The organism is Acetobacter sp. DsW_063, from assembly GCF_002153745.1.
Classification (GTDB): domain Bacteria; phylum Pseudomonadota; class Alphaproteobacteria; order Acetobacterales; family Acetobacteraceae; genus Acetobacter.
The window spans coordinates 45,745-63,819 of the sequence record NZ_JOPL01000071.1; the positions used below are offsets into that span (position 1 = coordinate 45,745).

Below are 18,075 nucleotides of genomic sequence, written 5' to 3' on the forward strand. Positions count from 1 at the left end.
ATTTTGTTGCAGCTCTGCCCCACGTCGGAAAATTCGTCCAGTGCGGGTGATCAGATTTGCACGATATCGGAGAAATCGAATGTGGCGCCGGGCGGATTTTCTCCGATCCGAAGGTGGTTGGGCGAAAGCATCCGATGCGGCGGAACAGGCAAGTTATAGGGCGCGGGAACGCCGGTGAAAACGCGACCCGCGAGATCGAATTTCGAACCGTGGCATGGGCATGCGTAACCGCGTCGCATCGGGTCCATGGCGCCCGACGCATAAGCGGGGACGCAGCCCAGATGGGTGCAGACGCCTACGAGCACGCCATATTCGGGAGAGAGAGAGCGGTGCCAATTCGTGGCGTAGGGCGGCTGTTGCAGCGTTTGTGAGTCAGGGTCGCGCAGGCGTGCCCGTAACTCCGGCGTTTTCAGTTTCTCCAGCGCCTGCGGCGAGCGGCGCGTGATGAATATCGGGTTTGATCGCCAGACCACCGTCACCTGCTGCCCGACGGCGAGTGTGGACAGATCCACGTCGACCGGGACGCTGGCGACGCTGGAGTCAGCAGGGATGAGGCTTTCCAAAAACGGCCAGCACAGTGCTCCTGCGCCGATCGCGACGGTGGAGGCCGTCACGAGCGTCAGAAGATCTCTGCGCGGCGGGCTTTCCGGAGGGGAGGGCGCCGCGGCGCCGGGAGCGGAGCCGGTCATGTGCGCCTTGTTATCCGGTTGCCCTTGGCGGGCGCAAGCGAGGAACGTGCCTCAGTTCGCGCCGTTGGGGATGAGGTGGAATGTCCCCGGAGAGCCCTGATCGGAGAAGACCTGCCGGTCGACGCGGTCAACCTTGAGGGTGAACAGCTTCGGCAGAGACTTGTCCGGATTCGGGCATGATCCGGAATGTTTTTCCATCACGTCGATCTTCGTGCCGTCGGGCGGGCTATTGCCGTCGACGATGAACAGCAGGCAGTCCGGGCGGTCCCCGGTCATGCCGTTATGCGTGACGATGTTGCGTAAATGTCTGACCAGAGCAGAATCGTCGAACCAGCTTGTAGGCTGGAATGTATAGCTGTCGACCATGCGGTCGAGGATGCCGCTACGCGCCAGAAAGATCGCGCCGAGACTGAGGGGCACGACCATGATCAGCCTGCGGATGATATGCTGGCGCAGGGTGCGCGGTTTTTTACCGAAACCGACGCCGGGGCGGCCGCTCGTGGATTTGTCGCCCGGGCGAGGGGAGGTCTTGCGAAACGCCATTAAAAATCTTCCAGCCATTTTGACCCGTCGCGTGCGAGCAGGTCCTTCGATGAATCAGGTCCCCAGGTCCCAGCCTTGTATGTTTCCAAAGCGCGTGCGTCTTCTTTCCAGCCAGCCAGGATCGGTTCGACCCAGCGCCAGGAGGCTTGCACTTCGTCACGACGGATGAACAGGACGGGATCGCCCTGAACCGCGTCCATCAGCAGTTCTTCGTATGAATCCGGGTAACGAGTGTGGAATTGCTCGGGGTAGGAAACGTCGAGCGTCGCCTCGCGCAGACGGAATTCGTCCTTGGATGGGTCCTTGCTGGAGAGTGTCAGAGAAACGCCTTCATGGGGCTGTACACGAAGCACCAAACGGCTCGGTTTCGGCGCGTCCTGAAAGATTGGCCAGGGCTGGGGACGGAAGGTGATGACGATCTCGGTAGCCTTCTCGGCGAGGCGCTTGCCGGTTCGCAGATAAAAAGGAACGCCGAACCAGCGCGGCGTCCGCACCTCGGTCCGAATGGCGAGGAAAGTTTCGGTGGTGCTTGTATCGTCGCCAAGGTCGGTGAGGTATCCGTCCACGGCTTTTCCGTCGATCTCACCGGCGACGTATTGCGCACGTACGGTGTCCTTGGCCACGGCCTCCGGGCTCATAGGCTTCAGGGCGCGCAAAACCTTGAGTTTTTCATCGCGGAGGTCCGCCGCTGTCAGCGATGCGGGAGGCTCCATCGCGACGAGGCTGAGAACCTGCAACAGGTGGTTCTGCACCATGTCGCGCAAGGCTCCGGACGTGTCGTAATACGGGCCGCGCGCGCCGACCCCGACCGTCTCAGCAGCGGTTATCTGCACGCTCAGAATCGTGCCGGAGTTCCATGACCGTTCGAGCATGGGGTTGGCGAAACGGAGAGCCAGAACGTTCTGAACGGTCGTTTTTCCGAGATAGTGATCGATACGGAAAATCTGCTCTTCCGAGAAGTACCTGCCCACGCCGGTGTTGATCTCTTCGGCCGAAGCGAGATCGACGCCGATTGGCTTTTCCAGAACGATCCTGGTGTGGGGAGAGATCAGTTCCTTGTCCGCAAACGCGGCGGCCGTCGACACATAGAGATTCGGAGCCGTGGCGATGTAGAACACCCTTGGGCGGTCTTCATGGCCGTCGAGAAGGGATTTCAGCGTGCTCCAGTCGGCGTCCTTGTCCGCAGCGTCCAGCGATGCATATTGCACGAGCTCCAAGAACGCTTCAGCCTGCGCTGCGTCATATGAATCGCTCGGGACGAATTCCTTCAGCGCCTTGGCGCCGCGTTCACGGTATTCCTCGGAAGACAATTTCGAGCGCGCGACGCCGATGATCTGGGTGCCTTCCGGTGCCTGTCCCAAGCGGAAGCGTTGGTAGAATGCGGGAAGCAGTTTCCGCATCGTCAGGTCGCCCGTGGCGCCGACGATGACGAAGTCGAAGGGATCGGTCTGTGTCATGACGGCCTGCGCATTGCGGGGCTCATCGGTTGGCTGATCGATTTCGGACGGCTGGCCGTTGCGCGCAGATGCAACCATCAGGGGACTCCGTTCTGGGTGAAAAACGGCCGGCGACCGGGCGTTGGCGCCGGTGGCGATAGGCCTGCCGCTGTTTGACTGAACGTTGGACGTCGATTTTCAACGCCGTACGCGTCGTCGCGTTCCGATCGGAAGCGATGCGCGAGCGAGCGCCCCCCTATAATCCGATCATTCGCCTGACGCCAGCCCATCACGGCGGGTGGAGAATTAGAGCGTCTGATCCGGCGGAGCGGGGCAATTCGTCGATTGACCACGGGACGGTCGCCGGGATAATGCCGCGCGTTCGTCGTTTTGCGGCGTTCGAACAAGCCGCTGTCATGGCGCGACCGCCTTTCGGCGTAAGGGCGTCATCTTCGGCGTCGAACAACAGAGATGGAGTGATGCGGAGATGGACACCGATATGGGTTCGGGCGGCGAAGACGCAGCGGTTGGCGGAATTGCGGTAGATCGCCTTCGCAGCATCATCGAGCGGGTGGAGCGCCTTGAAGAGGAGCGCAAGGCGCTTGCCGGAGATATCAAGGACATTTTCACCGAAGCCAAGTCGGCCGGTTTCGATGTGAAGGTGATTCGTCAGATCATTCGCCTTCGTCGGCAGGAGCCCTCGGAGATCGAGGAGCAGGAGACACTGCTCGACATCTACCGTCGCGCTTTGGGTATGTGAGTGCTACCGCCGTCAGGACTTCTGACGCGCGACAAGCCCCTGTCTGTGAAACCGGCGCGCATGTGATATTGGTTAGCCGGACGTCGGCGCTGGACGGTTCAGCGATTGCCAGTATTGGCTGCCGTTCCCATCGACCAGCGTCGTCGCGTGAAGCTTTTCCTCAATCAAGCGTTTTGTCGGAGCTTTTCCCCCTCTATGTCTCCAGTTCTTCCCGAATGGCTGCCTCTCTGGGCGCAACTGCTCATTCTGGTCGTGGGCGCAGTGTTCGTGCTCGCGTTTCTGCTGATGCCGTTCGCCGTTCTCGGACTGAAGGGGCGGTTGGCCGAGATTGAGCTTCAGCTTGAGGACGTACGGAGCGATCTTCGCGTGATCGCGGCTCGCTTGTCGGGGGGGGAGGTCCCCCGTGATCGCGCGGGAGCGGTTGGCGGTGCGGTTGAATGGGCGCCGCCTGCTCATGTCGGAGGAAAGCCTGAGCCGGAATTCCGTCAGCCGGAATTTCGACCTGCGTCGCCAGCAGGCGGCTCTCTGCCGGACGCTCCTTCTGACGTCAGGCAAGCGGCGCCTGCGCCGCGACCCGATCCTGCGACGTCGGTCAACGCACTCGCCGCTGCTCAGCGTGCTGCCGCGCATGATGTGGGGAAGGTGGTTGACGCCTCGGATGTACGCCGCGACGTAAATTTCTTTCCAACCAGTCGGGCGGACGATCTGGGGAATGCCCTTCCTCGTGATAGTCAGGGCGACGGTGCCGATGGGTCTCAGGTCGTTCGCGCCACCGATGCTTACGAAGCGCGGGTGACGCTTCCGCCTGAGCCGCAGCTGCGGAGCGAAATTCGAGGTGAATTTCGAGGCGCGGCCGCTGCTGACCCGCTACGTGTCTCCAGCGGAGACAAGCGCATGCCGTGGCATGAGGAACAACCGCCGGGTGGGCCGCAGCGTGGTTTGTCCAGCGGGTCGCCGCTCGGCGGCGGAGGGGATGAGATCAAGCGTTCTGCCCCAGGTGGACGTTCGGAACCTGTTCTGCGTTGGCCGTCGCGTCGTAACGACGAGCCTGCACCTAGATAGGTCGCGCGTTGAGGCGGGCGTGATAGCGTTCTGCTGTGTGACGGCGATGGTTCTGAATTTTTGATTGCGGGCGTTGGATGCGTTCCGTTTGGGGGCATTCAGCGCTCCAGTGGAATTGTCACGGTCCCGCGCTTGTGTCTGCATAGTAGTGGAGTGCAGTCGACCCTACTCGTTGGGGGTGATGGGTTGCGACGATCCTTGATATGTGCTTTGGAATTTGATCTATATTTATATAGTTAACCTTCATTATAATATAATTATCTTTTATATTTCTGAGTATATTATATAATTACTTTATTATGAAATTTATCTTGTGAAATACTAAAAAATACCTCTGGGTAAAATTTGGATATAATTTCGGAATAAACGCAACGGATTGAATGCACATTTAGATTAAATAGAAACAAAAAGATACGATGAATTATTAATATTAACGGTAATTTTTTTTGATACAAAAGCTCTGGTCGATTACAGTCGAAATCCGATTCGATTGGGTTGTTATGAGCCAAAAAGTAAAAAGAGAGTACTAATATCTCGATTTTATGAGATTTGTATGTTCTCTGTGCGTGATATTGCATCACAGCTTTCAATATCTCACGACATACCCATATCTCAATCACACGCATGTCGTAGTCGATTTTTTTATCATGCTGGGTGGGTTTGTGGCGACTAACGCCGACGAACCGAAACTCGAAAGTGAGCGCATAACGTTTCGAGATTTTGTCCGGCATCGATTCCTGCGGTTGTTTCCGTTGATGTCGGTGGGTGTTTTCTTGGGGTCAGTATTTTTTATCCTGACGCACCATGATTTTCGTCTTCCATTGATCGCTTTTGTCTTCGCGTATGCAGTGCTCAATCTTCTTCTTATACCAAGGATTTTTGGGGATTATTATATAAAAAAGACAATGCGGTTATTTCGAATCCGCCGTTATCTACGATTATATATCAGACGACGATTACCTTCATTTGGGCTCGGTGGTTTGTCGGGTGTCGCACCCGCACCGTCGCTGCCATCGTGACGATTTCCGGCGTGCTGTTCGCGATTTCTGCATATTTTACTAATGAGTTGAACGTTGGTTGGGGTGGACCTCACGCGATATGGGGTTATCTGAGGACGTTTTACGATTTCTTCGCCGGAGTGCTTATATACCGGCTACGCAGGTATATTCCGACATCGAAGGTCATACCTTTCTTCTCGTTTTTCGTGATTATCGTTATCATATTCCCACCATTTTCGTCGATTTTATGGAAAATATTTACTTTTTATGTGATGCCGCCGTGGGCGCTCATATGCGGAGTTTCCGCTCGTGGCCAGCATATCGTGTATGGCGACAAATGGTTTGGCCGTTTGTCATATTCGAATTACGTAACGCACTGGCTGGTCTTATACGTAATTGCTCTTGTTATCCCCGACACAAACAACTTCGCCGCAGTTGGCCTCGCGGTTGTTCTATCGGTAATGGTCGCTTTCCTGACGATGAAATATTACGATATTCCAGTGTCTGCATGGGTGAACAAAAAGTTCGATCACCAGCGCAGGGAAGCGTCGATACCCTTGCTCAGTCGTTAGGACGTTGAGGCGTAACAGCGGAGCACGCGGCTCCGCACAGCCCTTTAGCTCCTCCGGATTGACCTCAGCCGAGGATCAGGTCATCGCGGTGGATGAGTTCGTCACGGCCTTGCCAGCCCAGAATTGATTCAAATTCATCAGACCGTTTCCCGGCGATCCTTCGTGCGTCCTCCGCCGAATACGAGCATAGGCCGCGGCCAATTTCTGAACCGTCCTGGCTTAGAACGCGCACAAGATCGCCACGGTTGAATTCGCCCTGAACGGCTTTAACGCCAACCGGCAGCAACGATCCGCCTTCATTCAGCGCGCGGACTGCGCCGTTGTCGATCGTCAGTTGACCGGACGGAGTCAGTCCTCCCGCGATCCAACGCTTTCGGGCGGAGCGGCTGTCCGCGCCGGGAAGGAACCATGTGCAGCGTGCACCGTCCCGTAACGCGGCCAACGGGTGTTGACGCTTGCCCAGAGCGATCGCCATGGCGCAGCCGGAGTTGGTGGCAATTCGCGCAGCTAACAGCTTGGTCCGCATACCACCTGAGGAATAACCGGGCGGGGGCGCGCCGCCCATGGCGTCGATCTCGGGGGTGATGGCGTCGATGGTTGGCAAATGACGAGCGTTCGGATCGACGCGAGGATCCGCCGTGTAGAGGCCGTCAATGTCAGACAGCAGGATGAGTTGATCTGCGTTGATCATTTGTGCGACGCGCGCGGCCAGCCGGTCGTTGTCGCCGAATCTGATTTCCGCCGTTGCTATGGTGTCGTTTTCGTTGATGACAGGTACGCAGCCCAGACCGAGCAAGGTGTCCAGCGTCGCGCGCGCGTTGAGATAACGGCGGCGATCTTCGGTATCGTCGGGGGTGAGCAACAATTGTGCGGCGGTTAGACCGCGCTCAGAGAGTACGGCGCTCCATGCCTGCGCCAGACGGATCTGGCCAACGGCTGCGGCGGCCTGTTTTTCCTGCAATCGTAACGCGGGTCGAGTTAGTCCCAGCGAATGACGGGCGAGGGCGATGGCTCCGGACGAGACGAGAACGACTTCGGTTCCAGCCGCGCGCAGAGCGGCGACATCGTCGGCGACGCTGGCGAGCCAACCGGTGCGCGGCGCGGCGCGGTCAGGATCGACGACGAGGGCGCTGCCGATCTTTACAACGACGCGTTTTGCGGCGCTGAGGCTGGGACGTCGCGCATCATCCGCCCCAGCGTCACCGGTGACGCTCATTCCGCCTCTTCGGCGTCGCGTTCTGCGCGCGCATTCTGAACGTTTGTAAACAGATCACGCAGAAGTTCGGGCACGCCCTGCCGCGAAACGCCTGAAATCACCATCACCTTTGCGCCGCTCGCGCGCTCCAGCGCCCGTTTGCGCCCGGAAATCTGTTGCGGCGTCATGGCGTCGCACTTGTTTAGCGCGATGACTTCGGGTTTTTCGGCCAGCCCGCCGCCATAAGCCTCGAGCTCGTTGCGAATGGTGCGCCACGCGTCCACCACGTCACCCGCCGCGCCATCGATCAGGTGCAGAAGCGCCGCGCAGCGTTCCACATGCCCCAGGAAGCGATCGCCGAGGCCGGTTCCTTCGTGCGCGCCTTCGATCAGGCCGGGGATGTCGGCGATCACGAACTCCTCGGTCATCGACAGGCGCACGACGCCGAGCTGGGGGTGCAGCGTGGTGAAAGGATAATCGGCGATCTTGGGGCGCGCGGCGGACGTCGCTGCAAGAAAAGTCGACTTGCCGGCGTTGGGAAGGCCGACGAGGCCAACGTCGGCGATCAGCTTGAGGCGCAGCCATACCCAACGTTCTTCGCCCGGCCATCCTTTGTCGGAGCGTCTCGGGGCGCGGTTGGTGCTGGTCTTGTAGTTCGCGTTGCCAAAACCGCCGTCGCCGCCGGTGCAGAGCGTTACGCGCTTGCCGGGTTTGTCCAGGTCGGCGAGCAGGGTCTCGCGGTCGTCGTCCATGATCTGCGTGCCGACGGGCACCTGAATGACGACTGCGGGCGCGGCTGCGCCGGTGCGGTCTGATCCGGCTCCATTGCCGCCCTTTTTCGCGCGGAAATGCTGCGTGTAGCGAAAGTCGATCAGCGTGTTGAGATTGGCGACGGCTTCGAAAATGATGTCGCCGCCACGTCCGCCGTTGCCGCCGTCGGGGCCGCCGAATTCGATGTATTTCTCGCGTCTGAACGCGGTGACGCCGTCGCCGCCATCACCGGACCGAACGTAAATCTTGGCTTGATCGAGAAACTTCATCACCGTCTTCCGGCATCTCGCCGCAAATGGCGGATGCAAAAGGGGTCGACCCATGCGGATCGACCCCTGTCACTAGTCTGGTCGCTGATCCGTATGCGGGTTTCATACCCGCATAGGACCAATCACTCTGCGGCGAGCGGAAGAGCCTCGACCGACACATGAACGCGATCGTCGCCGCGACGCGAGAAGCGCACTGCGCCGTCGACAAGGGCGAACAGAGTGTGATCGCGGCCGACGCCAACGTTGGTGCCCGGCTTCATCTTCGTGCCACGCTGGCGGACGATGATGTTTCCGGCGATAACGGCCTCTCCGCCGAACTTCTTGACGCCGAGGCGGCGGCCGGCGCTATCGCGTCCGTTACGTGACGAACCGCCTGCTTTCTTTTGTGCCATGAACTTTGCTCCTTACTGATGCTGGCTCTGCTCGATCCTCCTTGGGAGGAGATCAGGCCGCGACGATCTCGCTGATGCGCAGGACGGTGACCGGCTGGCGGTGTCCGTTCTTGCGGCGGCTGTTCTGGCGGCGGCGCTTCTTGAAGATGATGATCTTCGCAAGGCGGTCCTGAGCGATGACGGTGGCCGTCACTTTGGCGCCGGGGACAAGGGGAGCGCCGATCGTCGTGCCGGCTTCGCCGCCGACAGCGAGGACGTCTTCGAACGTCACGGTGGCGCCAGCCTCAACCTCAAGCTTCTCGACCTTGAGCACGGCGTTCGGCGTTACGCGATACTGTTTGCCGCCTGTGCGGATGACTGCGAACATAATAAACTCGTCTCTTCTCGATCAATCGACGTCTCGCGGCGTGTTGGCGCAGGCGATCGGTCCAGTCGCTTTTTCTCGTTGGCCGTGCGTCACGGCTGGCTCCGCCTTCTTTGAGCGGAGTGGGCTTTTAAGCGCTGGAGGCCGCTTTCGTCAACCGGAATCACGAGGCTGAAAAAAAGGGTCTTGTCTCCAATCACGCAGACGCATATGTAAGCGCCACCGCGTCGCCGGAAGCGACGGAGAGGTGCCAGAGTGGTCGATTGGGGCGGTCTCGAAAACCGTTGTGCCTTATGGGTACCGTGGGTTCGAATCCCACCTTCTCCGCCAAATTTACTTAAATCGCTAAAATAGAGCGTTCATACCGCTCCTTCGGGTCGATTCCGGGCGTTCAGTCGCGGCTTCGTCGCCGTGGCGACAAGTCGTCCTGTGCGCCTACTGCGAGTGGACAAAATCCGGCGCCTCGCTCTCCATTAAACTGACAAACCTCAACACGGCGGGAGGCAGCGCTGTCCGCCCAGTTGTGAGGCCAAGCTTCCTTTGCATGGTAAGCATTTCGATCGGCAGCTCTTTCAGATAGGGCGCCTGTAGCTGCCGGGCCAGAATATGGCGGGAGACAAAGCAGACCAATCCGCTGTGAGCGATCATTGGCAACAATAATGGCGTCGCGTTGACCTCCATGCGCGCTTTAGGGGGCGGCAGTCCGTAAGTCTTAAATCGTTCGTCCAGCCACACGCGGCTGGCCACCTGCTGTACCGGCAATACCCATTGCTCGTTTGCGAGATCTGCAATGCTGACATTTTTGCGTCGAAAAAGGCGGTGCGTCTGGGTGGCGGCGATTACGACCGTGTCTGTAAGCAGCGGGTGGCTGCTGAATTCTTCGTCTGCGTCTGTTACGAGTCCGAGGATAGCGTCGATGTTCCCGTGCCGCAGCTCATCACGCAGGATGTAATTCATGCCGACTGTAATCGTCACTTTTACGTTCGGCATATTGCGAGTGAGAATTTCGCAAACTGCAGGCAGCATTAATTCCGACATGACGGGGCCACAGCCAATCCTGAGAACGCCTGCGCCGCCTGCCGCGAATTCCTGAATTTCGCGCAATGCGTTGGTGGCCATTAGATTGAGCCGACGCGCTTGCTGTAGAAGCGCGTCCCCAACGGCGGTCAGTCTTATGCCCCGTCCTTCACGCTCGAAGAGCCGCGCTCCGACGGCGCTCTCGAGCCGCCTGACGCATTTGCTAAGCGCCGGCTGGCTGAGGTGCAATTGTTCGGCTGCGAGGCGCAGATGCCCCAGCTCCGCGATTACCTCAAAGTAGCGCAAGTCTCGGGAGTCGACGTTCATCTTATAACTCTGGGTAATTGATTGCAGAAAATTATTGAATAGATGTTTTGTAAACGTGGCGCCTATCCTGCGCCAGCTTTTCGATGAAATGCAGTGCAGGGGCCCATGGACATTTTACCATCTCTTGACCAGCAAGCTGGCTGGCCGCCCGGCTGGCGCATCCTCCCTAATGGGGCGCCGATTGCGGACGAGGTTATCGATGCGTGGCGTACAATCCCGGTCGCGGTGGCGGGAGATTGCATGGGACGGAGCATAGGTGCGACCGGTCTGCGACAGTACCATCCTGATCTTGCAACGGTGATGTGTGGGCGCGCTATCACTGTCCGCACCCGTCCGGGCGATAATCTCGTGATTCATAAAGCCATGCTTATGGCGAGTCCGGGCGACGTTATCGTGATTGACGCAGGCGGGTCAGTGGAGCAGGCGATTGTCGGCGGCTTGATGCGTACTACTGCGATCGCACGTAAACTCGGCGGGTTCATCGTGGATGGCGCAGTTCGTGATCTACTCGAATGGCAAGAAGGGGGCATGCCGTGTTTCGCGCGCGGTCATACCCATCGCGGGCCCAGCAAGGATGGCCCGGGCGCGGTCAACATCCCGATCAGTTGTGGGGGACTGGTGGTGCAGCCGGGTGATCTGATTTTGGGCGATGCTGACGGAATTCTCGCAATCCCAGCGGATGAACTGTTTGGCTTGATGCCCAAGGTGCAGGCCCATCTTGAGCGGGAGGCCGCCATTCGTGAGACAAATGCTAGAGAAGGCGGAAATGCCGATCGCATCAATGCGTTGCTGCGTAGTAAGGGCCTGACTATATGATACGCGCGTAAATTAGTCATTATAAATAAAAAATAAAAGATAAAAAATGCTAAAAAATAAAGTACATATCGAAGAATCATCACTTGAAACGATGCCTTTCTGGCGGCGCGTGGCGAACTTTCGGGTCGTCATCATGCCACTTTCAGTTTTTTTAATCGCCGCTGTATGCGTGGTTGTTTTCATCATCCGGGGCGCGATATCCAGCGATCTGTGTATTATGGCGGTTGTACTGGCCGTGTGCTCCTATCCCCTCGCGGAGATCGGGCATCGTGTTCCCGGCTTGCGATCTATCGGGGGAGCGGTGATCCTGAACACTTTCCTTCCGTCCGCGATGGTGTTTTACGGTCTTCTCCCGCACGCGCTCGAAAAGGCGATCGGCGTTTTCTACAAACAGAGCAATTTTCTTTATCTTTTCGTTACGGCAGTGGTTGTTGGCAGCATCTTCGCGATGGACCGAAAGACTCTGCTGGCGAACATGTTGAAGATACTGACCCCGCTTGCCATCGCTTCTGTCGCGGCTGGTGCAGTTGGCATGATCGTGGGGCTGGCGTTTGGGATGGACGCACGGCACGTGTTGTTTTTTATCCTTGTGCCAACCATGGCCGGGGGCGTTGGCGAGGGAGCGGTGCCGCTTGCCATCGGATATGCGGCTATAACGCATGGGTCTGAAAGCGACATAATAGGAGGGCTGCTTCCAATCGTCGCCATGGCCAATATCTGCGCAGTCGTAATAGCCGGCCTGTTGAATTCTATCGGTGAAAAAAAACCCGCTCTTTCGGGAAATGGACAACTTCTTGTCGCAAATTTTGAAAGTCGGGTTCTGGATCCGGAGCGTCGTGCTGTATTGCTCTCTGATCCGGCGAGCGTCGCGACGGCTGGTTTGGCCCTTGTCACTCTGTATGCGGTATCATCCGCTCTTGATCACGTCCTCAAGTTCCCTGCACCTTTGATCATGCTCTTTCTCGCCGTCGTTCTTAAAGTTACGAAGCTGATACCCAGCGGCATGGAGCAAGGCGCTCACTGGGTTTATCGTTTTTTTGCAACCGCCTGCACTTATCCGTTGATGTTTTGTATCGGCGTAGTGCTGACGCCCTGGAAACCGCTTGTGGCGGCAGTTTCGCCGGCCATCTGCACCACGGTCGCATGCACCGTTGTTACTTTGGCGGGAGCGGGTTTTGCGATGGCACGGTACTTTCGGATGTACCCGATCGAAGCTTCCATGATCATGACGTGTCACGCCAGTTCTGGAGGAGCAGGCGACGTCGCCATTCTGAGCGCAGGGCAGAGGCTGTCCTTGATGGCCAGCGCGCAGGTGTCTACAAAAATTGGCGGATTTGTTACTGTTACCGCGGCGCTTTTGGTTTTTTCCTGGTTAAATTGACCTTCTTTACAATGTTTTACGCGAAGCGCGACTCACCGCTGTGAGCTGCGCTTCGGTATGATGGTTTCGAAGACAGTTGTGGTAGGTGGCGGAGCGCATGCGCGAGCGCGGCTTCAATAATCTTCCGGAGCTTTTTCATCTACCGTAATCTAAGCGGAAAAGCGTTGAAGAATTCGCGTCAGGGCAGGCGCAGATAGCCACGATTCACGGTGGAGGTCAGATGATCTCCCGGGGTGCGTACACCATTGAGTAGGTTGAACGTATCCGATTGGGGGCCGGCGATCCGGGCGAACGGGCTTTGTGCTGCCCTATCTCTTTTGTTTGATGCCGCCGGCTAGGTGCAGTAGTTCAGTTCACTCGTTTTTCCACGACCAATCGCCGAGAAGCGGGATTTTCATTGGATCTCGTTGTGTCATGAGGCTGGATATTCGATGATGATACATCGGCATATCGCCGAGGATAACCGAGCAGGGAACATACTTGGTTAGTTTCATCGTAGCCTGACGCCTGATCGTCTTTTTCCACACATTCGCGACCTCGCTTTTGCAAGAGCGCTTATGACGTAAAGTTGGTGGACCGTGAGAGGGCGTCCCACTCGGTCATCTCATCTTTCATGTTTTCGAGTTTTCTTTCCACAAGCGACAGGGCGTCTTCTCCAAGGAAGAGGCGCGTCGGAGGATTAGGCGCTTCTACCAACGTCAACAAAGCCTCTGCCGCCTTCGCCGGATCTCCGGGCTGGCGTCCGCTTTTGGCAATACGTGCGGAGCGCAAAGGGTCCATGACATCGTCATAATCCGCGATGCTTCGGGCGGCTCGATCCATGGAGCGTCCTGCCCAGTCGGTGCGGAACTGACCGGGCGCCAGCGCCGTCACTTTTATGCCCAGACCAGCGACTTCCTTGCTCAACGCTTCGGAAACGCCTTCAAGGGCGAACTTGCTGCCGCAGTAAAAACTCAGCCCCGGCATGGTGATGAAACCGCCCATCGAGGTCACGTTGACGATGTGCCCCTTGCGTCGGGAGCGCATGCCGGGCAACACCGCCTTGATCATGGCGATGGGTCCAAACACGTTTGCGGCGAACTGGCGTTGCACGTCATCCATCGACGATTCTTCCAGCGCGCCTTCCTGTCCATACCCGGCGTTGTTAACAAGCACGTCGATTGGACCCGCCTTACGTTCCGCATCAGCCACAGCCTGCGGAATGGCGTCGAAGCGCGTCACGTCCAGCACAAGAGGATAAGCGCGATCGGGGGCGAGAGCGGAAAACGCTTCGGCGTCCCCATCCTTGCGCACGGTCCCTATAACCTGATGTCCGGCCCGAAGAGCCGCTTCAGCGAACGCTCTGCCAAGGCCGGAACTGACGCCCGTGATGAGAAAAGTTCTGGCGGTGGTTGCTGTCACGATCTAACTCCATATGGAGACAAAACTATATCATGATATAAGTATGAACCATGGCAGGTAGCAAGACCCAAAGCGTGTCCGGCAGCAAGCGGGCGGATGCGAAACGGCAACACGTGCTTGACGCAGCTGAAGGCCTGCTTCGGGACGGCAAAGCTGATTTCTCGATGCGTGATCTTGCGTCCCGCGCAGAGGTCAGTTTCGCCACGCCGTTCAACCAATTCGGCAGTAAAGCGGCGATTATGCATGCTCTTTCCGCGAGAAGGATCGCCGCGATGCGGACGCTGCTCGCCGAAGCGCCCGTAGATATGAGCGCGGATGAGCGCGTTTTGCTGGCCGTCGACACGGCGGTTGCTGTCATGCTGGAATCCCCGGCCGTCAATCGGACCGTCATGGGATGGCTCGGTGCGGCCGGGCCGGCAGCCGGAGATGTGTGGGTACAGTCAGCGACGCTCTGGAAGCAGGCGCTTGGCGCCGGCGCCGGACTGTCGATAACAGGCCAGCCAGAGGCGTTGAGTCGGCTTGCTGGTCATCTTGCTTTCGGGTTTCGCGGCGTGTTGTCCTTCTGGACTGCTGGCGAAATGTCTGACGACATGTTGAGGTTGCACGCGCGGGAGACAGCCGAAGCCTTGTTGAAAGGATTGCATTGATCGTTCTGCGCTGAACGTGAGCTTTTTGAGACCTGCTGCGTGGGTAACGCGATGCCATGTAGCTGCGGCATCTAAGGCGTCTCTGTTGCGTATCTCAGCGTAGTGTCCGGCAGAGTGTGGTGACCTACCTGAGCATGGTCGCGTTTGAGAGGGTTGAATTTATTTATTATTGGACAAAAAACTTTCATGTTAAAAACAGGAGGAGAGCGAATCGTCGGCCTTTTGTGATAGGCGTCACGACGTGCATGAGAGAGCAGGAAAATGCGATCGCTCCCGTTGCGGGTGGGCGGTACAGTGTGCCCGTGTATTCCGGAAATCCGATATATCCACCTTCATATTCGTCGTTTAAATTTATAGAGATTGCAAATTTTCTGTCACGTGTATGCGTCAGCGTGTTATCTCGGTGAGGATCGAAACGACCACCAGTGGCGGCATCGTAGCACGCGACGACCAGCCTTTCGATTCCGTGCATATCGAACTGATAGGCGCGCTTTAGTTCCGGCGCCACGCGCGCGGCCAGACGTTTGGTGACCAGGTTGCGAAGACGTTCGGGAATCTCTGAATCAGTGCGGCTCTTGCGGGTGTTGTCATAGTCGTGCGTCGCTTGTCCGCCTATTTCTGTTTGTGCGGGGGAGGCGTAGCGATCGCCCAGAAGGTGAGCTTCGATCAACTCCTGACACAGGGAAGGTTCAATCACGCTTTCCATAAGCAACGCCGGGGGCGGCGTCTGGCGGTTGTAATGTGACATATCTGGCGGCAGGTATCGAGCCAGTTCCACCATCGTGCGTGCGCCGGCCATATCGTCCGAGAGTGCCTGGGCGTAGAGCAACTTCAGGCGCGGGTTGGCGACGAACCACAGGCTGTTTGACCGTTTTTTCGAAACGCCGAAAGCATGGTGCAGGGCAAGATCGTCATCCAGAAGAACTCGCACGGCGTCCCCTGACGCACGAAGTTTAGCGTTGAGTGTGTCGTTTCCGCTGGGCAGCACAACGAAGAGCAGGCGGGCGACGCCGTCTAACTGCACAGACAATGTCCTGACCGCGTCTATCAGGGCGTTGTCGTCTGCAGTCGTCGTCTGCCCTTGCAATCTGGGAAAACAGAAAAATGAAAAGCGACCGCCTGAGGCTTCTATACGAAATGGCGCTCCTGTGTGCGCGCATAACGGAGCGAGCCAGGGCAGGGGATCTCCCTTTTGCAAAGTGTTCATCCGACCGAACGCCTCCCCGAGCGTGACGCTATCGTTTGCGTAATACGCGCTGTTACGTTGTCTCTTGATATCATGTTGAGAGCAAGATGAGTTGGAAAATAGGTATTTTGATCAAGGAATAAGTGCGCAATGAATCGCGATTATTCCTTGTTTCAAAATGAATTCAAATGATGGAATGCCGCTTGAAGTCGGTAACTGCCAGCGTCGTCTATGAAGACGTTTTGCATGTCGCCATGAGTTTCTGGCGCAACCAGCGATGGCCCGGGTCGCTGTCGAGGCGCGGATGCCACATGGCGCTAATCGCAAGTTCCGGCGTTGATACGGGGAGTTCGAACTGCTGCAGGCTGTTAGCCCTGTTGGTCTGTGTGTCGAGGCTCGAACTCGGCACGAGTGCAATCAGGTCGGAGTTGCGCGCGATGTTCAACGCATCGAGAAAGCTTGGTACGATCGCTACGACCTCGCGACGTAGGCCTAAATCCCGGAGAGCGTCGTCCACCGGACCTTTCGATGCGCCTCGGCGTGAAGCGACGACGTGCCTGCATGCGGCGTATAGCTGCGGCGTAACCGGTTTTCCGAGCAGTGGGTGATTCTTGCATGCAACGCCAATGAAGCGATCGCGGAAGATAAGTTGACTCTTCATTTCCGGAGCGGACGCGCCCGTCGTTCCGATTTCGAGATCGATCGTTCCGTCGCGCAAGGGTGTTGCGTTCTTGTCGGGCTTGGGAACGAAGCAGAGGCGAACAAGGGGGGCGGCTTTGGCAATTTCCGCGACGAGCGCGGGGGCGAACAATGTGACGAACCCTTCGTTGGCGCGGATCCTGAACGTGCGGTTCAGTAACGCTGGCTCCACGTGGCCCAGAGCGGGCGTAAGCACTGTGCGCGTTTCCTGCGCTAGAATGTGGACGCGTTCCGCCAATTGCTCCGCATAGGGTGTCGTCACGAGCGAACGCCCTGCCTGCACCAGCAGGGCGTCGCCCGTGGCGACGCGCAGGCGCGCCAGTGTCCGACTTGTCGCTGATGGACTCAGGCCGAGGCGTCTGGCCGCAGCCGTGACGCTGCGTTCGGTCAACAAAACGTCGAGGGCGTGAAGCAGGTTCAGATCAATGGTCTTTGTCATGGGTGAAGGATAAGCGCGCCAGCCGGATCGGCATAGCGTTCCATGCAATCATAGTTTGCATCTCGTGCGTCTGGCGCTTGCCATGAAGAGGTCCACATTGGGGTGGCAGGACAGAAGGAAGCTCGACATGACAACGGCACGCGGCGATCGACCTGGAACTCTTCTTTTGATCGGCGCCTCACGCGGCCTTGGTTTGGCTATGGCGTCCGAATTCGCAGCTAGAGGCTGGAGTATTGTCGGAACTGTGCGCGGAGACGGAATTACAGGATTGCACGACCTCGCTGACCGGTACCCCACTCAGGTGACGATAGAAGCCCTCGATATTACCGACCCCGCCCAGATATCATCTTTAAGCCGCAGGCTTTCGGGGCAGGTCTTCGACATGCTGTTCGTCAACTCTGGCACATCCAACCGCAATCAGGCTGAGACAATCGCAGAAGTCTCGACGGACGAATTCGTGCGCGTCATGCTTACCAACACGCTTGGCGTCATGCGCGTGATCGAGGGGCTTCAGGATCTGGTGCGTCCCGCTGGATTGATTGGAGTCATGTCGTCGGGGCAGGGAAGTATTTCTAATAATGTAAAAGGTGGTCGAGAGATTTATCGAGGAAGCAAAGCAGCGTTAAATCAGTGTATGCGCAGCTACGCCGCCCGGCATGCTTCCGGCCAGCGCGCACTTGTGCTGATGGCGCCGGGTTGGATACGCACCGAACTTGGAGGTCCGGAAGCGCCTTTTGGTATCGAGGAAACTGTTCCGAAATTGGTTGATACGTTAATCGGACAGCTGGGTGAGCCGGGTTTGCGCTTCATTGATCGTAATGGAAAGGGCGTGCCGTGGTGAGCGCGTGTCGTGGCTTGTGCAAACATGATGTAATATGAAGCGAAATGCTTTTAAAAAACAATTTCAAATTCAAGATAATTTGAAATTGTTTTTAAAGGCGAGATTGTGAATCATTGCTACCCGCAAATGACGATCAGGAGATCGTCTCTGAAGATATTCTGCAAGAAAAGCGTGAGCGATCCTGCAGTCTGTTCGATATGGCGATGAAACTGACTGGTGAGAATTAGGCTCAGGACTCATTCTTTGAGATAGAAGATGAAGGATGCGGCG

At 57.5% G+C, this 18,075-nt stretch carries 19 protein-coding genes and 1 tRNA gene; 9 read left to right on the top strand and 11 right to left on the bottom strand.

All coding sequences use genetic code 11. The features are described from left to right. Positions 1–50: 50 nt before the first annotated feature. From petA to zwf, 3 genes are read right to left on the bottom strand one after another with little or no spacing between them, the layout of a single operon-like run. Complete coding sequence (gene petA / locus HK28_RS10040) at positions 51–689, bottom strand: ubiquinol-cytochrome c reductase iron-sulfur subunit (protein WP_086644444.1); 639 nt, start codon at positions 687–689, stop codon at positions 51–53. Between the two features lie 51 nt (positions 690–740). Then, entirely contained in the window at positions 741–1,232 is a 492-nt protein-coding gene (locus HK28_RS10045; RefSeq protein ID WP_233140476.1) for a hypothetical protein, read from the bottom strand. Next, positions 1,232–2,689: a glucose-6-phosphate dehydrogenase gene (gene zwf / locus HK28_RS10050; protein WP_086644465.1), complete on the bottom strand. Its 1,458-nt coding sequence runs from the start codon at positions 2,687–2,689 to the stop codon at positions 1,232–1,234. Before zwf ends, HK28_RS10045 begins: the two co-directional genes overlap by 1 nt. A gap of 466 nt (positions 2,690–3,155) precedes the next feature. On the opposite strand from zwf, the gene HK28_RS10055 reads away from it, so the two are divergent. The 4 genes from HK28_RS10055 (at position 3,156) to HK28_RS10070 (ending at position 6,060) form a co-directional block, all read left to right on the top strand. Next, positions 3,156–3,428, top strand: a complete 273-nt coding sequence (locus HK28_RS10055; RefSeq protein WP_026396645.1) for a DUF2312 domain-containing protein — start codon at positions 3,156–3,158, stop codon at positions 3,426–3,428. Between the two features lie 195 nt (positions 3,429–3,623). Then, complete coding sequence (locus tag HK28_RS10060) at positions 3,624–4,490, top strand: hypothetical protein (RefSeq protein ID WP_086644445.1); 867 nt, start codon at positions 3,624–3,626, stop codon at positions 4,488–4,490. 542 nt (positions 4,491–5,032) lie between these two features. After that, entirely contained in the window at positions 5,033–5,509 is a 477-nt protein-coding gene (locus tag HK28_RS14510; RefSeq protein WP_086644446.1) for an acyltransferase, read from the top strand. Then, positions 5,431–6,060, top strand: a complete 630-nt coding sequence (locus HK28_RS10070; protein ID WP_369823642.1) for an acyltransferase family protein — start codon at positions 5,431–5,433, stop codon at positions 6,058–6,060. Before HK28_RS14510 ends, HK28_RS10070 begins: the two co-directional genes overlap by 79 nt. A gap of 64 nt (positions 6,061–6,124) precedes the next feature. Here the strand turns inward: HK28_RS10070 and proB are convergent, their stop codons facing one another. From proB to rplU, 4 genes are all read right to left on the bottom strand, one after another. Then, a complete protein-coding gene (proB, locus tag HK28_RS10075; RefSeq protein ID WP_086644448.1) occupies positions 6,125–7,276 on the bottom strand; it encodes a glutamate 5-kinase in 1,152 nt (383 codons plus the stop codon). Then, the gene (gene obgE, locus HK28_RS10080; protein WP_086644449.1) at positions 7,273–8,295 is read right to left on the bottom strand and encodes a GTPase ObgE; all 1,023 of its coding nucleotides are present in this window, start codon (positions 8,293–8,295) and stop codon (positions 7,273–7,275) included. The genes proB and obgE overlap by 4 nt, the downstream gene beginning before the upstream one ends. Before the next feature lie 122 nt (positions 8,296–8,417). Further along, a complete protein-coding gene (rpmA, locus tag HK28_RS10085; RefSeq protein ID WP_026396640.1) occupies positions 8,418–8,687 on the bottom strand; it encodes a 50S ribosomal protein L27 in 270 nt (89 codons plus the stop codon). Positions 8,688–8,739: 52 nt separating this feature from the next. Next, positions 8,740–9,054 carry a 50S ribosomal protein L21 gene (gene rplU, locus HK28_RS10090; RefSeq protein WP_026396639.1) on the bottom strand — a complete coding sequence of 105 codons (315 nt, stop codon included), beginning with the start codon at positions 9,052–9,054 and terminating at the stop codon, positions 8,740–8,742. A 238-nt stretch (positions 9,055–9,292) separates the two neighbouring features. Here rplU and HK28_RS10095 point away from each other — a divergent pair. Further along, a tRNA-Ser gene (locus HK28_RS10095) sits at positions 9,293–9,381 on the top strand. A 105-nt stretch (positions 9,382–9,486) separates the two neighbouring features. Here the strand turns inward: HK28_RS10095 and HK28_RS10100 are convergent. Next, positions 9,487–10,395 (bottom strand): LysR family transcriptional regulator, encoded by a 909-nt coding sequence (locus tag HK28_RS10100; RefSeq protein ID WP_086644450.1) that lies wholly within the window; start codon positions 10,393–10,395, stop codon positions 9,487–9,489. 105 nt (positions 10,396–10,500) lie between these two features. Between HK28_RS10100 and HK28_RS10105 the strand changes: the two genes are divergently transcribed. Beyond that, positions 10,501–11,211: an RraA family protein gene (locus HK28_RS10105; RefSeq protein ID WP_086644451.1), complete on the top strand. Its 711-nt coding sequence runs from the start codon at positions 10,501–10,503 to the stop codon at positions 11,209–11,211. Positions 11,212–11,344: 133 nt separating this feature from the next. Next, positions 11,345–12,592: a 2-hydroxycarboxylate transporter family protein gene (locus HK28_RS10110; RefSeq protein WP_158093448.1), complete on the top strand. Its 1,248-nt coding sequence runs from the start codon at positions 11,345–11,347 to the stop codon at positions 12,590–12,592. Positions 12,593–13,147: 555 nt separating this feature from the next. Here HK28_RS10110 and HK28_RS10115 read toward each other — a convergent pair. Beyond that, positions 13,148–13,993 carry an oxidoreductase gene (locus HK28_RS10115; RefSeq protein ID WP_086644453.1) on the bottom strand — a complete coding sequence of 282 codons (846 nt, stop codon included), beginning with the start codon at positions 13,991–13,993 and terminating at the stop codon, positions 13,148–13,150. A 74-nt stretch (positions 13,994–14,067) separates the two neighbouring features. On the opposite strand from HK28_RS10115, the gene HK28_RS10120 reads away from it, so the two are divergent. Continuing rightward, positions 14,068–14,640, top strand: a complete 573-nt coding sequence (locus tag HK28_RS10120) for a TetR/AcrR family transcriptional regulator (protein WP_233140477.1) — start codon at positions 14,068–14,070, stop codon at positions 14,638–14,640. 184 nt (positions 14,641–14,824) lie between these two features. Here the strand turns inward: HK28_RS10120 and HK28_RS10125 are convergent, their stop codons facing one another. Together HK28_RS10125 and HK28_RS10130 are read right to left on the bottom strand one after the other, a co-directional pair. Further along, the gene (locus HK28_RS10125) at positions 14,825–15,847 is read right to left on the bottom strand and encodes a 2OG-Fe(II) oxygenase (protein ID WP_086644455.1); all 1,023 of its coding nucleotides are present in this window, start codon (positions 15,845–15,847) and stop codon (positions 14,825–14,827) included. 208 nt (positions 15,848–16,055) lie between these two features. Then, entirely contained in the window at positions 16,056–16,964 is a 909-nt protein-coding gene (locus HK28_RS10130; RefSeq protein ID WP_086644456.1) for a LysR family transcriptional regulator, read from the bottom strand. A 127-nt stretch (positions 16,965–17,091) separates the two neighbouring features. Between HK28_RS10130 and HK28_RS10135 the strand changes: the two genes are divergently transcribed. Then, complete coding sequence (locus HK28_RS10135; RefSeq protein WP_086644457.1) at positions 17,092–17,805, top strand: SDR family oxidoreductase; 714 nt, start codon at positions 17,092–17,094, stop codon at positions 17,803–17,805. The last annotated feature ends 270 nt before the right edge of the window (positions 17,806–18,075 follow it).

Coding starts and splice junctions, on each gene's coding strand:
- petA (WP_086644444.1), bottom strand. CDS start 689: ATGACCGGCTCCGCTCCCGGCGCCGCGGCGCCCTCCCCTCCGGAAAGC.
- HK28_RS10045 (WP_233140476.1), bottom strand. CDS start 1,232: ATGGCGTTTCGCAAGACCTCCCCTCGCCCGGGCGACAAATCCACGAGC.
- zwf (WP_086644465.1), bottom strand. CDS start 2,689: ATGACACAGACCGATCCCTTCGACTTCGTCATCGTCGGCGCCACGGGC.
- HK28_RS10055 (WP_026396645.1), top strand. CDS start 3,156: ATGGACACCGATATGGGTTCGGGCGGCGAAGACGCAGCGGTTGGCGGA.
- HK28_RS10060 (WP_086644445.1), top strand. CDS start 3,624: ATGTCTCCAGTTCTTCCCGAATGGCTGCCTCTCTGGGCGCAACTGCTC.
- HK28_RS14510 (WP_086644446.1), top strand. CDS start 5,033: ATGAGATTTGTATGTTCTCTGTGCGTGATATTGCATCACAGCTTTCAA.
- proB (WP_086644448.1), bottom strand. CDS start 7,276: ATGAGCGTCACCGGTGACGCTGGGGCGGATGATGCGCGACGTCCCAGC.
- obgE (WP_086644449.1), bottom strand. CDS start 8,295: ATGAAGTTTCTCGATCAAGCCAAGATTTACGTTCGGTCCGGTGATGGC.
- rpmA (WP_026396640.1), bottom strand. CDS start 8,687: ATGGCACAAAAGAAAGCAGGCGGTTCGTCACGTAACGGACGCGATAGC.
- rplU (WP_026396639.1), bottom strand. CDS start 9,054: ATGTTCGCAGTCATCCGCACAGGCGGCAAACAGTATCGCGTAACGCCG.
- HK28_RS10100 (WP_086644450.1), bottom strand. CDS start 10,395: ATGAACGTCGACTCCCGAGACTTGCGCTACTTTGAGGTAATCGCGGAG.
- HK28_RS10105 (WP_086644451.1), top strand. CDS start 10,501: ATGGACATTTTACCATCTCTTGACCAGCAAGCTGGCTGGCCGCCCGGC.
- HK28_RS10110 (WP_158093448.1), top strand. CDS start 11,345: ATGCCACTTTCAGTTTTTTTAATCGCCGCTGTATGCGTGGTTGTTTTC.
- HK28_RS10125 (WP_086644455.1), bottom strand. CDS start 15,847: ATGAACACTTTGCAAAAGGGAGATCCCCTGCCCTGGCTCGCTCCGTTA.
- HK28_RS10130 (WP_086644456.1), bottom strand. CDS start 16,964: ATGACAAAGACCATTGATCTGAACCTGCTTCACGCCCTCGACGTTTTG.
- HK28_RS10135 (WP_086644457.1), top strand. CDS start 17,092: ATGACAACGGCACGCGGCGATCGACCTGGAACTCTTCTTTTGATCGGC.